Genomic DNA, 15,906 nt, shown 5'->3' with positions numbered 1-15,906 from the left:
GCTTAGGCTTTACGCCACGTTGTTTTACCAGCTGAATCTTCAAGTATTACACCTAATGCATTAAGTGCATCGCGAGCTTCATCAGCAGCAGCCCAGTCCTTACTAGCACGTGCTTCATTACGTTTTACAATTAATGCTTCAATTGTCGCAACTTCGTCGTCATCTTGCCCACCTTGTAAAAAAGCTTCCGGTGCTTGTTGAGCAACGCCTAACACTTCACCAAGGCTACGCAGTATAAACGCTAACTTGCCAGCTTGACCTGCGTCACTTTCTTTTACGCGGTTTAATTCTTTAGCAAGTTCGAACAACACAGGTAGTGCTTCTGGTGTATTAAAGTCATCATTCATTGCTTTTCTAAATTTAGCAACAAACTCATTGCCTTCTAAATCGCATTCTACCGGTACGACATCACGAAGCGCTGTATAAATGCGTTCAAGTGATGAGCGCGCTTGGTCTAAATTTTCTTGTGAGTAATTTAATTGGCTGCGGTAATGCCCTGAAATTAAAAAGTAACGAACAGATTCGGCATCGTATGCTTTTAAAACTTCACGCACAGTAAAAAAGTTATCTAACGACTTAGACATTTTTTCTTTATTTACTTGCACCATGCCAGTATGTATCCATGTATTTACATACTTGCCGTTGTTTGCACAGCACGACTGGGCAATTTCGTTTTCATGATGTGGAAACTGTAAATCAGACCCGCCACCGTGAATATCAAAATGCTCTCCTAAGTGTTTTGAGCTCATTGCCGAACATTCAATATGCCAACCAGGACGCCCTTCACCCCACGGTGATGACCATGATGGCTCACCTGCTTTGGCTTTTTTCCATAACACAAAATCAAGTGGATCGTCTTTATCTTGAGCCACTTCTACGCGAGAACCTGATTGCAACATAGTTAAATCTTGCTGAGAAAGCGCACCGTATTGCTCAAACGTTGATACATCGAACAAAACATCGCCATCAGCTGCAACATAGGCATGGCCTTTTTCAATCAAGCGCTTAACCATAGCGATGATTTCATCCATATGGCTTGTAACTGTTGGTTCAATATCTGGGCGTAGCATATTTAGGCTATCAAAATCTTCATGCATCGCTTTAGTCATGCGCACAGTTAAATCGTTTATTGACTCACCATTTTCATTTGCGCGTTTAATTATTTTATCGTCGATATCTGTAATGTTACGTACATACTTTAAATCGTAACCAATATGACGTAAATAGCGCACAATAACGTCAAAACCAACAAAAGTACGAGCGTGTCCAATATGGCAGTAATCATAAATGGTGATACCACACACATACATGTCGATTTTGCCTTCGACCATAGGTTTAAATTGCTCTTTTTGTCGCGTTAGTGTGTTGTATATATTTACCATTTACTTTGAGTCCTTGACTATTTACTTGAACAGTTATGTTACCACTTGAAAAGCCCCTGCTCTAGCGCTTTATAACAAACCAAACATCTACTTTGTTAATCTTAGCCAACTACGATAAAATAGCGCCAATATTTAAACCAGATATAGGAAAACACATGGTTGTTCTACACACCAATTTTGGTGACATCACCATTAAAATGTTTGAGCAAGAAGCTCCAAACACAGTTAAAAACTTTTTAGAGTATGCAAATGCTGATTTTTTCAACGGCACTATCTTTCATCGTGTAATCGATGGCTTTATGGTTCAAGGCGGTGGTTTTGTACCAGGTATGGAACAAAAAGAAGTTAACGACCCAATTAAAAATGAAGCTAATAATGGCCTATCTAACAAGATAGGTACTTTAGCAATGGCGCGTACGCCTGATCCTCATTCAGCTACAGCGCAGTTTTTCATTAACGTGAACAACAATGACTTTTTAAACCACAGCAGCGAAACATCGCAAGGCTGGGGTTACTGTGTTTTTGCTGAAGTAGTAGAAGGCATGGACGTAGTAAATAAAATAAAAGGCGTAGCAACAGGTAGTACTGGTTTTCACCAAGACGTGCCTCTTGAAGATGTGATCATCGAAAGCGTTACTGTTAGCTAATAGTAAGTTTGCCCACGTAATGTGGAGTATCAGCGGGCATTTACGCAATGTGTATACGCCCGCTTTATTTATATCGAAAAGACTGACCTATGACTCGCCAAACTTACTTTATTGCAGATTTACACCTAAGCGAAAACCGCCCCGACATTAGCGCTGCATTTTTTGACTTTTTAAATACGCATATACTAAATAAAGATGTAGATGCACTTTATATTTTGGGTGATTTTTTTGAAGTATGGGTTGGAGATGACTACATTACAGCGCTGAGTGCCGATGTAGCAAAGCATTTAAGCGCCGTTAATGATGGTGGGACACCTGTTTATTTTATACATGGCAACCGTGATTTCATCATGCGCAAGCAATATGCAGACATGGCCGCAATGACTTTACTCGAAGAACAAACAGTCATTGATTTATATGGTAAGCCTACCGTTATTTTACATGGCGACGAAATGTGTACTCAAGATACTGAGTATCAAAAATTTCGTAAAAAAAGCCGTGGTTGGTGGTGGCCAAAATTAATGCTTGCAATGCCACTTTGGTATCGTAAAAAAATAGCGCGTAATGCCCGCGAAAAAAGTAAGTTGAGCCAAGCTGATAAACCTATCGAAATTTTAGACGTTGTAGATGAAGCCGTGCTTGCTACCTTTGCCAAACATAACGTTACTAATATGATTCATGGTCATACTCACCGCCCTAATGTTCATACCTATAAAGTTAATGAACAAACGCTTACTCGTACAGTGCTAGGTGACTGGTACACCCAAGGCTCTTATTTAGTCGTTACCCCTCAATCACAAGAATTAATTAGCACGCCTTTCGCATAATTTAAAATCCTGACTATTATTTAACTATATATTTGAATAATAGTGAGAGGTTTAATGATTAAGCTGTTAATTTTCATCGTAGTAATTGCCATTCCTACCAAAGTATTTAGCGAGCAAACATGGCAAATTGTTACTGAAAACTACCCTCCCTATTTTAGCGAAAACCTTCCTGATAACGGTTGGTTATACGAAATCACTCAATCAGCCCTTAAAACTCAAGGCATTAATAGCGAAGCCGAGTTTACGACATGGGACCGCGCCCTAAAGCTATTAGAAAAAAAGAGAAAAACAGCTATTTTAGGCGCTTTTTATTCATTAAAAAGAAATGAAGTTTTTTACTACTCTCGCCCACTTGCAGTTGCTCATTCAGGAATTTTTAAACGCAAAGAGAGTGCTATTAATTTCGATGGTACAGTTAAATCATTAACACCTTATAGTATTGGTACGGAAGATAATGCCTTTGTAAGCCAAGAGTTTACAAGAAATACTGAGCTGGCAATAACATCTACTAAAAGCCTTCCTACAAGTTTATACCTGCTACAACAAGGTCGTATCGATTTGGTCGCAGGCACTAAAGAAGTAGGGAAGTATTGGCTTGAGCATAATAACGAAGTTGATTTAGATAAGAATAAAATTGAGTACTTATTGCCAGATCTTGCTTCTCATAAACTATATTTAGTTGTCTCTAAATCAAATTACAGAGCAAAAGAGTACTTACAAAAATTTAATAGAGGGATTGATATAATAATTGAAAACGGAAGCATTGCTGAAATCATGAAAAAACACAATTTCAGCAATCAAAAAACAGCTGAATACATTAATTTTTTAAAAGAAAATTAGCTTTATGCTATTGGCAGGCCACTATGAAACTTAAAATCTTCATCCTGTGATGAAATTAATTCGGCTTCAATCTCGCCAAATTCTTTAACTCGTTCGGTAATATCAAAATCAGCAATTTCTTGCGCTAAAGTTAGATAATCTTGGTAGTGACGGGCTTCAGAGCGCAGCAGCGAAATATAAAAATCACCTAAACGTTTGTCAACATGCGGCGCAAGCTTTGCGAAACGCTCACACGAACGCGCCTCAATGTAAGCGCCTACAATTAATTTATCAACAAGGGCGTTTGGCTCAAACGTTTTAACATGACGAAGCATGCCTTTTGCATAACGACATGGTGTAATGCTTTGGTACTCTACACCGTACTCGTCCATAATTTCGAGCACTTGGTAAAAATGATGCAACTCTTCTTTTATCAACAATACCATTTTATCAATTAAATCTTGTCCATATGGCGAATTAGATTTAGGAATTATTGATTTAGTTAGCTTATTTTTAGCCACGAGATCACGCCAGTTTCCTTCACGCTTATAAATAAGCGTTTCAAATGGCTTTAGCCACTCGAGTAAGGCATCACTGCCCTCTTTATCAACAGCGTATTTACGTATTAAAAACATCGCACTTTGAGCCGCTTTTAACTCACAAATTAAGTGATCGATTAAGATTACTGATAAGTTCTCTTTTTTAATTGCCTGCTCCACCCACTGCTGTGGGGTTGTACACACTAAAAAGTTATTGATCGGCTCTAAAAGTTGGCTATGTGGCACGTTGACTGCTCATTACTAAATAAATTTGATATGCCATTATTTTAACACGAAATTTTGGTTGGGATAAATCAAAGCCCTAACCTGTGCAAAAGTGTTAATAGTGAGTTAACTTGACTTTGCAAAATAAGTGAACCATAACTGTACATAGACTGTATAAAAATAAACCAACCAAAACAGTAATACGTTCCTTTTATGGAGTAAGCACTATGATACTAAATCACCTCTGGGGCATTTATGCTCACCCACTTGAAGAATGGCAAACAATAGATAATCGCCATGAAAGTTTAACCTATAGTTTGTCGCATATTTTACTGATTGCTTTGTTTCCTTCAATAATGGGTTATTACTCATCTGTTTATTTAGGATGGAGTATAGGCGCAGGCGATCCTGTATTTTTAACGCACGATAGTGCGCTGTTAATTGCAGTTGCAATGTATTTTGCTTTAATAGCGGGTGTTTTTGCATTGGCGTATTTGGCTCATTGGATGGCCGTTACATTTGGCTCTAAGCCTACATTTACACAAACACTTGAACTTGCAGCTTATACTGCAACACCTGTGTTTATGTCGGCGCTTGCCGCCTTTTGGCCTGTTCTTTGGTTTGTAGTGTGTATTGGAATTATTGCACTAGCTTACTCGGTCTACTTACTTTATACCGGCGTACCAATACTTATGCATATTCCACAAGAGCGTGGCTTTATTTATGCCAGCTCGGTTGTAACGTGTGGATTAATATTACTGGTTATTATTTTAGCTGTAACAGCTATGCTTTGGACAAATGGGATTGTTAGTCCAATGTTTACTTAATAAAGTTTAGCTAAAAAAGAGTCGTGTTTGATAGAAATGTTCCCTTTCTTTCCTTCGCAAAAAAGGAGCTAATTAGCTCCTTTTTTTATGTAACGACTTTTTATTAACTAATAATTAATCAGCTTCGTTTTCGTCTTGGTTGTGAATCTCTAAACTTGAAGACATCGCACTTTCGCGGGTACTTTTTGCTGAATCGTTACGTAGCTCATCAATACGGTTTAAATAGTTTTGATCAATGTCGCCTGTAATATATTGCCCATCAAATACTGAGGTTTCGAACTTAGTAATTTCAGGATTTTCTTGGCTAACTGCAGCTATTAAATCTTTTAACGATTGAAAGATTAAACCGTCAGAACCAATACTTGCATTAATATCTTCAACTTCACGTCCGTGAGCAATAAGCTCAGCTGCTGAAGGCATATCAATACCGTACACATTAGGGAAGCGTATTTCAGGCGCTGCGGATGCAAAGTAAACATTTTTAGCACCAGACTCTCGAGCCATTTCAACAATTTGTGCTGATGTTGTACCACGAACAATTGAGTCATCAACCAATAATACGTTTTTACCTTTAAACTCGCGATCAATTGCATTTAGCTTTTGACGCACTGATTTTTTACGCATCTCTTGGCCAGGCATGATAAATGTACGACCGATATAACGGTTTTTAACAAAACCTTGACGATACGGTAAATCAAGCACACGTGCAATTTCCAGTGCTACATCGCATGAAGTTTCTGGGATTGGGATAACTACATCAATGTCTTTATCAGCCCATTCGCGTGCAATTTTTTCACCTAGTTTTGTGCCCATGTTTACGCGTGTTGCGTACACAGACATACGGTCTATTGTTGAATCAGGTCGAGCAAAATAAACAAATTCAAAAATACACGGCGAGTAAGATGCTTTATCTGCACAACTAAGTGAATGAAATTCACCTTCTTCTGTAACATATATAGCTTCACCAGGGGCAACGTCACGTACAAACTCAAAGCCGTCCGGTTTTAACGCAACGCTTTCTGAGGCGAACATGTACTCAGTGCCTTTTGCAGTCTCACGTTTGCCAAATACAAGTGGGCGGATACCATTAGGGTCGCGAAAAGCAACAATACCGTGACCAATAATCATAGCAATTGTTGCATAACCACCGCTTACTTTATTATTTACCTCGGTTACCGCAGTAAATATATCTTCAGGGTCTAAATGCAACTTATCAGATTTACTTAGTTCATGTGCCATGATGTTGAGTAAGATTTCTGAATCAGATGTTGTATTTACATGACGACGTGCTTCTGAGAATAACTGCTCTTTTAAAGCTTCTGCATTAGTAAGGTTACCATTATGGGCAAGCGCTATACCAAACGGTGAGTTAACATAAAAAGGCTGTGCTTCAGATGAGCTTGAAGACCCTGCTGTAGGATAGCGCACATGGCCAAGACCAATCGTACCTTGTAGTCGTTTCATATGACGAGTGTGAAAGGCATCTTTCACTAAGCCATTTGCTTTGCGTAAGCTGAACGTATTATTCTCAATGGTAATGATACCCGCGGCATCTTGACCACGGTGCTGCAAAACAGTTAAGCCATCATAAATCGCCTGATTGACAGGGGATGTTCCGACTATTCCAACGATACCACACATGTAATTTATCCTCGCCGATTAACGGTTTACTGAATTTAAAAAGCTCGAGTTGTTTTCTAGGTACGAAAAGAACCATTCAACAACAAAGCCAAATTCTGGAATCAAAATAGAATTGCCCCACCAGTGCGTATTGGGTGCACCAGTAAAAGCATCAAGAAAGAAGAGTAACGCGCTCACGACCAACACGCCTCGTAGAGCACCAAACACTATGCCAAAGACACGGTCGGTACCCGATAAACCAGTACGATGTACAAGTTCACCTAAAATGTAGTTTAGTAAACCGCCTAACAGTAGCGTCGCAAAGAATAATATGGCTATGGCCGCCGCATTTCTTAAAAGGGGTTCAGAAATGGTTGTTAGGAAGGAAGCTAAATATTGGTAAAATAAGCTAGAGATGATAAAGGCGCCAGCCCATACCGCTAATGACATTGCTTCTTTTACAAAGCCGCGTATTAAACCGATGATGGTAGACAATACAATGATGCCAATAATGGCGTAATCAACCCAGATCATAAGAACCAATTAGTCGCTAATTTGGGGCGCATTCTATACCCAAACATCGTTAGTATGCAAGTTTAAACGGGAGATTACTGGGTTGTGGTTAATACAAAAAATTAACATTCTAGTCTAGGTATTGTGAGATAAAGATAATGATAAAAAAAATATAAATAAATAAAAAAAGGCTTGTTATACAAGCCTTTTTTAAATTATTTTGTCACTTCGTACTGCGTAACTTTACCATTTAATTTAGTAAGCTCTTTGAGCTGAGGGAGCTGCTTTTGTAATTCACTTTTATCAAGCGAAGGACCAACAAATACTTTGGTTAATGTCCCATTTGGGGTTTTAATCGGTTTAGTAAACGTTTTAAACCCTTCAGCCTTTAATTTAGCCTGTAATGCTTTAACGTTTGCAACATGTGAAAAACTACCTAATTGAATAACATAGGCCATACTCGTTAGGTTTTCATCACTTTTACGTGGTGCAATTGGCTCTGGCTTAGCTTGAACAGGCGCTTTTGTAATTGGTGTAGCTTTGGGTTCTATAGTTGCTTCAACAACTTTATCTTCCACAGCGTAATCACTCTCATCCATCGCGCTTTGCTGCTCAAAAGCTTCATCGTCAGCTGGAATGTCTTCAATTTCATCTTGCTTTAGTGGCTCAGCATTAGCCATATTTTCATCAATTGACTCTTGAAGATCGATTGTTTTGAACTCAGGGCGGTCTGGGATCGCTTTAAAGCCTTCTTTATAATGCACTTTTTCGCCATCGAGTATATTAGGGATAAACACAATTGCTGCGATCACCACTATACTTGTTCCGACTAAGCGATTAATAAAACTTGAGTTCACCGACATCCTCTCTATTTTTTAAAGTAATTAATAGCGCCAGCAACTGTAAAAAATGAACCAAATATAATCAACATAGTATCGCTTAGTTGTTCTGGTAAAATTACATTCAGTGCTTGTGCCACACTATCATAGCTATTAATAGTATTATTATGAGACAATTCCTGCAGTGCATTTTGTAAATTACTTGCAGTATCGCCTCGCGGGCCACTTAAGCTCGCTAATGACCACTCATCGACCAAGTGACTTACTTCTTTAAGTACACCCGCTTTATCTTTATCAGCAAGCATAGCGGCTAATGCATGAATTTTAAAGCCTTTATCTTTATAGCTTGATAACTTATTGGCTAAATAACGCGCCGACTCAGGGTTGTGTGCTACATCGGTAAAGACTAAAGGCTCAACACTTAACTGTTGAAAGCGCCCTTCGACAACTAAATTAGCTAAACAACTTCGTATAATTGATTCACTAGGTAATAAGTTTAAAACACTTAGCGTAGTTAATGCGGTAGCTGCATTTTGACACGGTATTGCAGGCTTATCTATTTCAAGATTATGTTCTTTATATTGCCAATTAAAGCTCTCAGCATTTTCTTTAAAAATAAAGTCACTGCCCGACAGCGTCATGTTGGCATTAATTTCTTTGCCGTAATCAGTCATTGTGTGAGGAATATTTAAATCCCCTATAATAGCGGGCGTATTTTCACGAAAAATACCGGCTTTATCATAAGCCACTAACTCACGGGTATCACCTAAGTACTCTTTATGGTCTAAGTCTATAGTGGTGATCACGCTTGCAAAGGGAGTGACTATATTTGTGGCGTCAAAGCGCCCACCTAAACCAACCTCTAGTAATACATAATCGACGTTACAGCGTTTAAAAATTGCCAACGCCCCCAAAGTACCATATTCAAAATAAGTCAGAGCCGTGTCTTTACGGCCTTGCTCAAGCTGGTGAAAAGCATCTATATGAAATTGGTCTGCCAATTCTTCCCCATTAACTCGTACACGCTCGTTATAACGAATTAAATGTGGAGATGCGTAAGTACCCACACTGAAACCTTGCGCTAGCAATAGCGACTCTAAGCAGCGTGCTGTGGTGCCCTTACCGTTTGTACCGGCAATAAGAATAATTTTACTTGGAGTGTTTAACAGGCCAATATTGTTAGCAACATTAGCAACTCGTTCTAAGCCCATAGCAATGTTAGCTGGGTGAACACTTTCTAAATAAAAAAGCCAATCATCAAGGCTTGATGATTGGCTAGGAATTTTTTTTGTCATAGCGTGTAATCAGTAAAGCTGAAATTTACGCTACTCTATGCTCTTGTTCCGTAGAAGGCAAGTTCATAAATTTAGCTAAAATGCGTGCAAGGGTATCGCGCATTTCACGGCGGTCAATAATCATGTCAATTGCACCGTGTTCAAGCAAAAATTCACTACGCTGAAAGCCTTCAGGTAATGTTTCGCGAACTGTTTGCTCAATAACACGAGGACCTGCAAAACCAATTAACGCTTTAGGTTCTGCAACGTTAATATCGCCCAGCATAGCAAGTGATGCAGATACACCACCCATAGTTGGGTCAGTCATGACTGAAATAAACGGAAGACCTTTTTCAGTCATTTTTGCAAGTGCAGCACTTGTTTTAGCCATTTGCATAAGCGACATAAGCGCTTCTTGCATGCGTGCACCGCCTGATGCAGAAAAACAAATAAGCGGCATGTTATGCTCTAAACATTGATCAACAGCATCAACAAAGCGAGCGCCAACAACAGAAGCCATTGAGCCACCCATAAATGAGAACTCAAATGCTACTGCTGCAACTGGAATGCCTTTTAATCGGCCTTTCATAGCTACAAGTGCATCTTTTTCACCACTTGCTTTTTGGGCTGCACTGATACGATCAGAGTATTTTTTAGAATCTTTAAACTTAAGAATGTCTTTAGGCTCATGTTGTGTGCCAAGCTCTTGACGGTCACCTTCATCTAAAAAGTGCTCCAGGCGCTTACGGCCACTAACACGCATGTGGTGGTCACACTTAGGACATACGTTTAATGACTTTTCTAATTCAGCTTTATATAAAATTGAATCACACGATGTGCACTTAGCCCAAACACCTTCTGGGATTTCTTTACGACCTGATGATTTTGTCGTTTTAGGTAAGATTTTTTCTAGCCAACTCATTTGCAACTCTCTTAATGCTGTTCTGTGTCGCGAGCCTGCCAATAGCAATTAGCAGACAAATTTTTTCAATTAAAACATGAATTACACTAACGCGGTATAAAAAACTGGTCTTAGTAGTTAAAAGTGTTCATAAAAAACACTAACGGCAACCATAACTAAATTTCAGCGTCAGGTAAAAACAATGGACCTAAAGGCATTTTAGGAATATTAAACTCTTCAGGATAATCGACATCAACTAAGTATAAACCTGCAGCTTTAGCTGTAGCACTTGCTTTAGCACGCTCTTTACAATCAAGTAATTCTTTCAACCAAATGGGCTGTTGCTTATGTATGCCAATATCCATCAAGCTCCCCGTTATATTACGTACCATGTGATGTAAGAACGCATTCGCCTTAATATCAATAATAACGTAACACCCTTGGCGCTGTACCGATAAATGATGAATAGTACGAGTCGGTGTATTCGCTTGACAATGGATTGCTCGAAAAGATGTAAAATCGTGTGTCCCGATCAAATACTGACAGGCTTCCTGCATTTTAACTTCATCTAATGGGTGATGGAAATGCGTAACCCCTTCGCTTAACACCGCTCCTCGAAAAGGAGAGTTATAAATAATATAGCGGTATCGGCGAGCGGTTGCACTAAAACGAGCATGAAAATCGACAGCGACTGGTTGTGCAAAGCGAATAGCAATATCTTTAGGCAATAAGGTATTCATACCCATTGTAAATGCGACCATGTCACGCGAAGCTTCAGTTTCAAAATGTATTATTTGACCTGTACCGTGCACACCCGCATCAGTTCGCCCCGCACATACTACTTCAACTGGGTGATTACAAATACGCGACAATGCCTTTTCTACTTCTTGTTGTACGCTATTTACATGTGATTGACGTTGCCACCCACTATAGCGTACGCCGTTGTATTCAACTCCAAGTGCTACTCGCATAATTACTGCTTTACCTACTGTGCTAATGAACACGGCATTTTATGCTATCTCTCGACGCAATAAAAGGAGGTGTGCGGTAATACCCTTTTTATTAAAAACATGATCATTTTAATGAATCAAATAACTTAATAATCACGATGTAAATTATTCTTTTATAACAATTACATACTATAAAATTCGCTTCATTAATGCGTTGCTTTTCCTTGTTATAATTAAACTAACTTCCATAAAAAAACCCTTAATTAGAATAACCAATTAAGGGTTTTTTAAAACAATTTGTTATTTTAGTTTCGCTTTTAAACTAAGTGCCTCTTCTTGAACTTCTTCTGGGCCTTTGTTGATGACATCCTCAATGACCTTGAGCGCAGAATCAAAATCATCAATTTCAATATAAGCACGCGCTAAATCTAGTTTAGCTGAGTAGCCACCACTTTCAGCATCAACATCGGTTGGGTTATCACCAGCAAGTAATGCATCAAACTCACTCAAACCGACATCCATATTAACGTCGGTGTAAGGTTCGTGTTCAAGTTCAGCCTCTTCACTTTCTTCTAATAATGAATCTATATCTACAAATTCATCATTATCAAGTTGCTCGATATCACTACTTTCAACAAGTGGCTCTTTTGTAGTTAATGAGTCATCTTCCTCTAAGTCTTCTTTTAGCAAGCTGTCAAAGTCGACATCAAATTCACTGCTATCCTCAGCACTTAATTCTTCAGGCTCCGCTAACTCACTAAGTAATGAATCAAAATCAGTTTGCGTCAAATTTGACATAAACTCTTCATCAAGTTCATCGTCAGAGCTAATATCAGTGCTACCTGCTTCATCTGAGTTTGTTAACTGTGCTTCGCGCTCTGCATTTGTTTGCTCTTGCTGCTCGTCTGATAACTCATCAGTTAGCGCTTGCTCTAAAGTATCTTCGTCAAACTCAACATCTAAGTCAGAAAAATCGTCTTCAATTAAAATTTCATCATCAAAATCGTCTTCTAAACTATCTAAATCAGTATTTTCAGAAAGCGCATTTGATAAGTCCTGCTCAGCTTGGCTGGAAGCGACTCCCTGCGCCTCACCGTCTAAATCATCACCTTGTAATTCTTCGGGGGTAAATGGCAACTCACTTTCTAGTGTTTCTTGAACTTCATCAAGGTTAAGAGGTTTGGTATCCTCTTCTATACTAACTGGTTCAACAGAATCAATTCCGTCATTAATTTCTTGCAGTAAATCATCATCAAACGACTCGTCTTCAACCTTAGCTTCTGATTCAGAGAAGTCATTATCAATTAATAGTTCATCATCAAAATCATCTTCTAAGCTATCTAAGTTAGCATTTTCAGAAAGCGCATTTGCAAGATCTTTCTCTGTTTGACTAAGTGCTACTGCATTTTCTTCACTCGGTGCATTTTCTTTAGGTTCTTGCGGCTCAAACGAAGGTTCATTATCCAATAATGAATGATCATCATCTAATTCAAGTTCAGGATATTCATCTAACTCTTCACTTGGCGTTATAAGATCGCTATCAAGCTGCTCTTCAACTTTTGTAAGATCTGAGTCATCGTCGCCCGCTAACGGATCGTCACCAAGATCTACTTCTATTTCTTCAAGATCGTCGTCAAGCTCATCTAATGACCAATCTGGTGTTTCTATATAGTCATCATCCGTCGCTTGTTGTAGCTCATTTAAAAGCTCATCAACGCTCTTTAAAGTATCATCTGTATATTCTTCAAGCGCATCTTCTGGATCAAGAAGCGACTCTGATGTATCTGAAAAATCATCAACCGTTACATCTATAAGTTCAGGTTCTTCTTTTAGCTCAGGTTCTTCTACAAGCTCAGGTTCTTCTACAAGCTCAGGTTCTTCTACAAGCTCGAGTTCTTCTTCAAGTTCAGGCTCATCGTAAAGCTCAGGCTCTTCTGCGAGTTCAGGTTCTTCTTCAAGCTCAGGTTCATCGTCAAGCTCAGGGGCTTCTTCAAGCGCAGGGGCTTCTTCAAGCGCAGGCTCTTCTTTAAGCTCAGGTTCTTCTACAAGCTCGGGTTCTTCTACAAGCTCTGGTTCTTCTTCAAGTTCAGGTTCTTCTTCAAGCTCAGGCTCTTCTTCAAGCGCAGGCTCTTCTACAAGCTCAGGCTCATCGTAAAGCTCAGGCTCTTCTATAAGCTCAGGCTCTTCTTCAAGCTCAGGTTCTTCTATAAGCTCGGGCTCTTCTTCAAGCTCAGGTTCTTCTATAAGCTCGGGCTCTTCATTTAATGATGAAGCAAGCGACTCAATATCATCAACATTTAACTCTTCTTGAGCATCTGCTAAATCCTCAACTGAGTCTGCCAATGCATTATCAATTTCTGAATCTCTTACATCTGAATTTTTTACTTCATCATCAATTAGGTTATCTATGTCGTCTAAATCAAAGTCATCGCTTTGTTCAACTAATGAATCATTTGCAGTATCAACCGCAGTCTCATCAATTAAGCTATCTATGTCGTCTAAATCAAAGTCGTCACTTTCCTCAACTAATGAATCATTTGCAGTATCAACCGCAGTCTCATCAATTAAGCTATCTATGTCGTCTAAATCAAAGTCGTCACTTTCCTCAACTAAAGAGTCATTTGCAGTATCAACTGCAGCCTCATCAATTAAGCTATCTATGTCGCCTAAATCAAAGTCATCACTTTCCTCAACTAATGAATCATTTGCAGTATCAACTGCTGCTTCATCAATTAAGCTATCTATGTCGTCTAAATCAAAGTCGTCACTTTCCTCAACTAATGAGTCATCTGCAGTATCAACTGCTGCTTCATCAATTAAGCTATCTATGTCGTCTAAATCAAAGTCTTCACTTTCCTCAACTAATGAGTCATCTGCAGTATCGACTGCAGCCTCATCAATTAAGCTATCTATGTCGTCTAAATCAAAGTCGTCGCTTTCTTCTAGAAGTTCATCTTCGTCGAGTAACTCTGCATCAAGTGAGTCATCTACCACATCACTTTTTGGGTCATTCGCCTCATCAATTAAGCTATCTATATCGTCTAAATCAAAATCGTCGCTTGTATCAAGTTCAGCTGAAGTGTTATTTGAGGTATCTAATTCTGTTGATGTTTGATCTAACAATTCATCTATATCAAAATTATCTTCATCTGCAAGCTCTTCACTTAAAGCCGCCATTTCATCATGAGATTCTAAGCTGTCATCCTCTAAAGCTTCGCTTGTTTGCGGTGCATCAAATTCAGGTAGACTATCGTCTTCATCAAACAAGCTATCTAAATCGTCATTAGTTAGGATTTCATCATTGTTAATTGAGTCATCAGATAAGTCTAAATCTATATCTTCAGCGTTTTCATCTGAAGGTTGATCAAACCCTTGCTGCATAAAAATATCGAGCTCATCATCGTCATCGGTATTTTCATCATCAAAAACAATGTCATCGCTTAGCAAGCTTTCGAGCTCATCCTGATCAAGTAAATTTTCGTCGCCAGAAAAATCATCTAAGCCGTCGTCTAAATCATCATTAGGCAACATATCACTTTCGAGACTATCATCTAATTGAACACTCAAGTCATCTAAAGGGTCAGGTACAATTGGATCGTCATTTAAGCTTGGGCCTAAATCATCATCGCCAGCATAGGTTGGGGTTTGTGGTAAAAAGTCATCATCGTTTTGCGGCTCTTCTTGATTACTTGCTCGTTTGCGTAAAAACATAACGATTGCAAAAATAATCAGTAACCCAGGAATAAACATTAACAAGCCCAGTACTATGGGATTTGAAAATAATGAGCCAAAATCAAATGACTCTTTTGGTATTACTTCTTGTTTTTTTTGTTGGGCAATAATCTCGTTTTGTTTAACAATGAGTTCTTTTAACTGATTTTGAATTTCGCTGTCTTGTCCTAATTGCAAACGTAAGTTTTCGAGCTCTTTTGATATTCCTGATAACTGTTTTTTAAGATTATTATTTTCAACTAAAATCTCTTCTACATTACTAACTGAGCTTTTAAACTGTTGTTGTAACTCAACTAGCTTAGTACCTTGCTCTGTTTTTATTTCATTTAATTCTTTCTGTATCTCTTTTTTAGCATCGTCTACATCAATTTTACGCGCTTGAGTTACTTTTGTTTGCGCTGAGTTAATTTCGCTTTGTGTAAGCGTGCCATTTTTTTTCTTTTCCCATAATGCATCATCTTGCTCAGAGCGTTGCTTTGCGAGCTGCGTATTTACAGCTTTTATTTCGGCTAAGGTAGGGATTTTTAAATAGGCACCATTTTGAATGTGGTTAAGATTTTGTTCTAAAAATGAATCGGGATTTTTGTTATACAAAGCCTGCATAACTTGATAAATACTGACAGAATTGTCTGGGCGCACTTTAGCTGCTATACGCCAAAGCGTATCTGTTGGTTTAATTGGCCCAATTGATCGCCCTTGCGCACCATAGTCAACGCCTTTAGGCCCCTTTAATTGGGTACTGTCCTGAGAGTAAACTGGCGTTACTATCAATGCAGACGCTAATATAATAAGTGTAGCTAAACCGCGCATG

At 38.8% G+C, this 15,906-nt stretch carries 13 protein-coding genes; 4 read left to right on the top strand and 9 right to left on the bottom strand.

Annotation, left to right across the window (positions count from 1 at the left end; all coding sequences use genetic code 11):
• Window positions 1-2 precede the first annotated feature (2 nt).
• Window positions 3-1,382, bottom strand: a complete 1,380-nt coding sequence (gene cysS / locus FFU37_RS03710) for a cysteine--tRNA ligase (RefSeq protein WP_039484435.1) — start codon at window positions 1,380-1,382, stop codon at window positions 3-5.
• 155 nt (window positions 1,383-1,537) lie between these two features.
• Here cysS and FFU37_RS03705 point away from each other — a divergent pair, with 155 nt between their 5' ends.
• The 3 genes from FFU37_RS03705 (at window position 1,538) to FFU37_RS03695 (ending at window position 3,696) form a co-directional block, all read left to right on the top strand.
• Window positions 1,538-2,029 (top strand): peptidylprolyl isomerase, encoded by a 492-nt coding sequence (locus FFU37_RS03705; RefSeq protein WP_002958350.1) that lies wholly within the window; start codon window positions 1,538-1,540, stop codon window positions 2,027-2,029.
• An 89-nt stretch (window positions 2,030-2,118) separates the two neighbouring features.
• A complete protein-coding gene (locus FFU37_RS03700) occupies window positions 2,119-2,856 on the top strand; it encodes a UDP-2,3-diacylglucosamine diphosphatase (RefSeq protein ID WP_138488747.1) in 738 nt (245 codons plus the stop codon).
• A gap of 54 nt (window positions 2,857-2,910) precedes the next feature.
• Window positions 2,911-3,696: a transporter substrate-binding domain-containing protein gene (locus FFU37_RS03695; RefSeq protein ID WP_138488746.1), complete on the top strand. Its 786-nt coding sequence runs from the start codon at window positions 2,911-2,913 to the stop codon at window positions 3,694-3,696.
• Between the two features lie 2 nt (window positions 3,697-3,698).
• Here the strand turns inward: FFU37_RS03695 and miaE are convergent, their stop codons facing one another.
• Window positions 3,699-4,460 (bottom strand): tRNA isopentenyl-2-thiomethyl-A-37 hydroxylase MiaE, encoded by a 762-nt coding sequence (gene miaE / locus FFU37_RS03690; RefSeq protein WP_039484442.1) that lies wholly within the window; start codon window positions 4,458-4,460, stop codon window positions 3,699-3,701.
• 206 nt (window positions 4,461-4,666) lie between these two features.
• Here miaE and FFU37_RS03685 point away from each other — a divergent pair, with 206 nt between their 5' ends.
• Window positions 4,667-5,266 (top strand): Yip1 family protein, encoded by a 600-nt coding sequence (locus tag FFU37_RS03685; RefSeq protein ID WP_002958354.1) that lies wholly within the window; start codon window positions 4,667-4,669, stop codon window positions 5,264-5,266.
• Window positions 5,267-5,380: 114 nt separating this feature from the next.
• Here FFU37_RS03685 and purF read toward each other — a convergent pair whose 3' ends face one another.
• The 7 genes from purF to FFU37_RS03650 all read right to left on the bottom strand — a co-directional run bounded on the left by purF (window position 5,381) and on the right by FFU37_RS03650 (window position 15,905).
• Window positions 5,381-6,907 (bottom strand): amidophosphoribosyltransferase, encoded by a 1,527-nt coding sequence (gene purF, locus FFU37_RS03680; protein ID WP_024596369.1) that lies wholly within the window; start codon window positions 6,905-6,907, stop codon window positions 5,381-5,383.
• An 18-nt stretch (window positions 6,908-6,925) separates the two neighbouring features.
• Window positions 6,926-7,420: a CvpA family protein gene (locus FFU37_RS03675; RefSeq protein WP_002958356.1), complete on the bottom strand. Its 495-nt coding sequence runs from the start codon at window positions 7,418-7,420 to the stop codon at window positions 6,926-6,928.
• 194 nt (window positions 7,421-7,614) lie between these two features.
• The gene (locus tag FFU37_RS03670) at window positions 7,615-8,256 is read right to left on the bottom strand and encodes an SPOR domain-containing protein (protein ID WP_138488745.1); all 642 of its coding nucleotides are present in this window, start codon (window positions 8,254-8,256) and stop codon (window positions 7,615-7,617) included.
• A gap of 11 nt (window positions 8,257-8,267) precedes the next feature.
• Complete coding sequence (gene folC / locus FFU37_RS03665; RefSeq protein WP_138488744.1) at window positions 8,268-9,533, bottom strand: bifunctional tetrahydrofolate synthase/dihydrofolate synthase; 1,266 nt, start codon at window positions 9,531-9,533, stop codon at window positions 8,268-8,270.
• A 25-nt stretch (window positions 9,534-9,558) separates the two neighbouring features.
• Window positions 9,559-10,434: an acetyl-CoA carboxylase, carboxyltransferase subunit beta gene (gene accD, locus FFU37_RS03660; RefSeq protein ID WP_007376856.1), complete on the bottom strand. Its 876-nt coding sequence runs from the start codon at window positions 10,432-10,434 to the stop codon at window positions 9,559-9,561.
• Between the two features lie 155 nt (window positions 10,435-10,589).
• Window positions 10,590-11,384 carry a tRNA pseudouridine(38-40) synthase TruA gene (gene truA / locus FFU37_RS03655; protein WP_002958360.1) on the bottom strand — a complete coding sequence of 265 codons (795 nt, stop codon included), beginning with the start codon at window positions 11,382-11,384 and terminating at the stop codon, window positions 10,590-10,592.
• A 279-nt stretch (window positions 11,385-11,663) separates the two neighbouring features.
• The gene (locus tag FFU37_RS03650) at window positions 11,664-15,905 is read right to left on the bottom strand and encodes a FimV/HubP family polar landmark protein (RefSeq protein WP_138488743.1); all 4,242 of its coding nucleotides are present in this window, start codon (window positions 15,903-15,905) and stop codon (window positions 11,664-11,666) included.
• Window position 15,906: the final 1 nt, after the last annotated feature.

This window comes from Pseudoalteromonas distincta (genome assembly GCF_005877035.1).
Taxonomy (GTDB): domain Bacteria; phylum Pseudomonadota; class Gammaproteobacteria; order Enterobacterales; family Alteromonadaceae; genus Pseudoalteromonas; species Pseudoalteromonas distincta.
The sequence above is the reverse complement of the archived record's forward strand: the minus strand, read 5'-3'. Positions and strand labels throughout refer to the sequence as shown.

Bases quoted from the DNA above. Each gene is read 5' to 3' on its own strand.
- cysS (WP_039484435.1), bottom strand. From the start codon at position 1,382: ATGGTAAATATATACAACACACTAACGCGACAAAAAGAGCAATTTAAA.
- FFU37_RS03705 (WP_002958350.1), top strand. From the start codon at position 1,538: ATGGTTGTTCTACACACCAATTTTGGTGACATCACCATTAAAATGTTT.
- FFU37_RS03700 (WP_138488747.1), top strand. From the start codon at position 2,119: ATGACTCGCCAAACTTACTTTATTGCAGATTTACACCTAAGCGAAAAC.
- FFU37_RS03695 (WP_138488746.1), top strand. From the start codon at position 2,911: ATGATTAAGCTGTTAATTTTCATCGTAGTAATTGCCATTCCTACCAAA.
- FFU37_RS03685 (WP_002958354.1), top strand. From the start codon at position 4,667: ATGATACTAAATCACCTCTGGGGCATTTATGCTCACCCACTTGAAGAA.
- purF (WP_024596369.1), bottom strand. From the start codon at position 6,907: ATGTGTGGTATCGTTGGAATAGTCGGAACATCCCCTGTCAATCAGGCG.
- FFU37_RS03675 (WP_002958356.1), bottom strand. From the start codon at position 7,420: ATGATCTGGGTTGATTACGCCATTATTGGCATCATTGTATTGTCTACC.
- folC (WP_138488744.1), bottom strand. From the start codon at position 9,533: ATGACAAAAAAAATTCCTAGCCAATCATCAAGCCTTGATGATTGGCTT.
- accD (WP_007376856.1), bottom strand. From the start codon at position 10,434: ATGAGTTGGCTAGAAAAAATCTTACCTAAAACGACAAAATCATCAGGT.
- truA (WP_002958360.1), bottom strand. From the start codon at position 11,384: ATGCGAGTAGCACTTGGAGTTGAATACAACGGCGTACGCTATAGTGGG.
- FFU37_RS03650 (WP_138488743.1), bottom strand. From the start codon at position 15,905: ATGCGCGGTTTAGCTACACTTATTATATTAGCGTCTGCATTGATAGTA.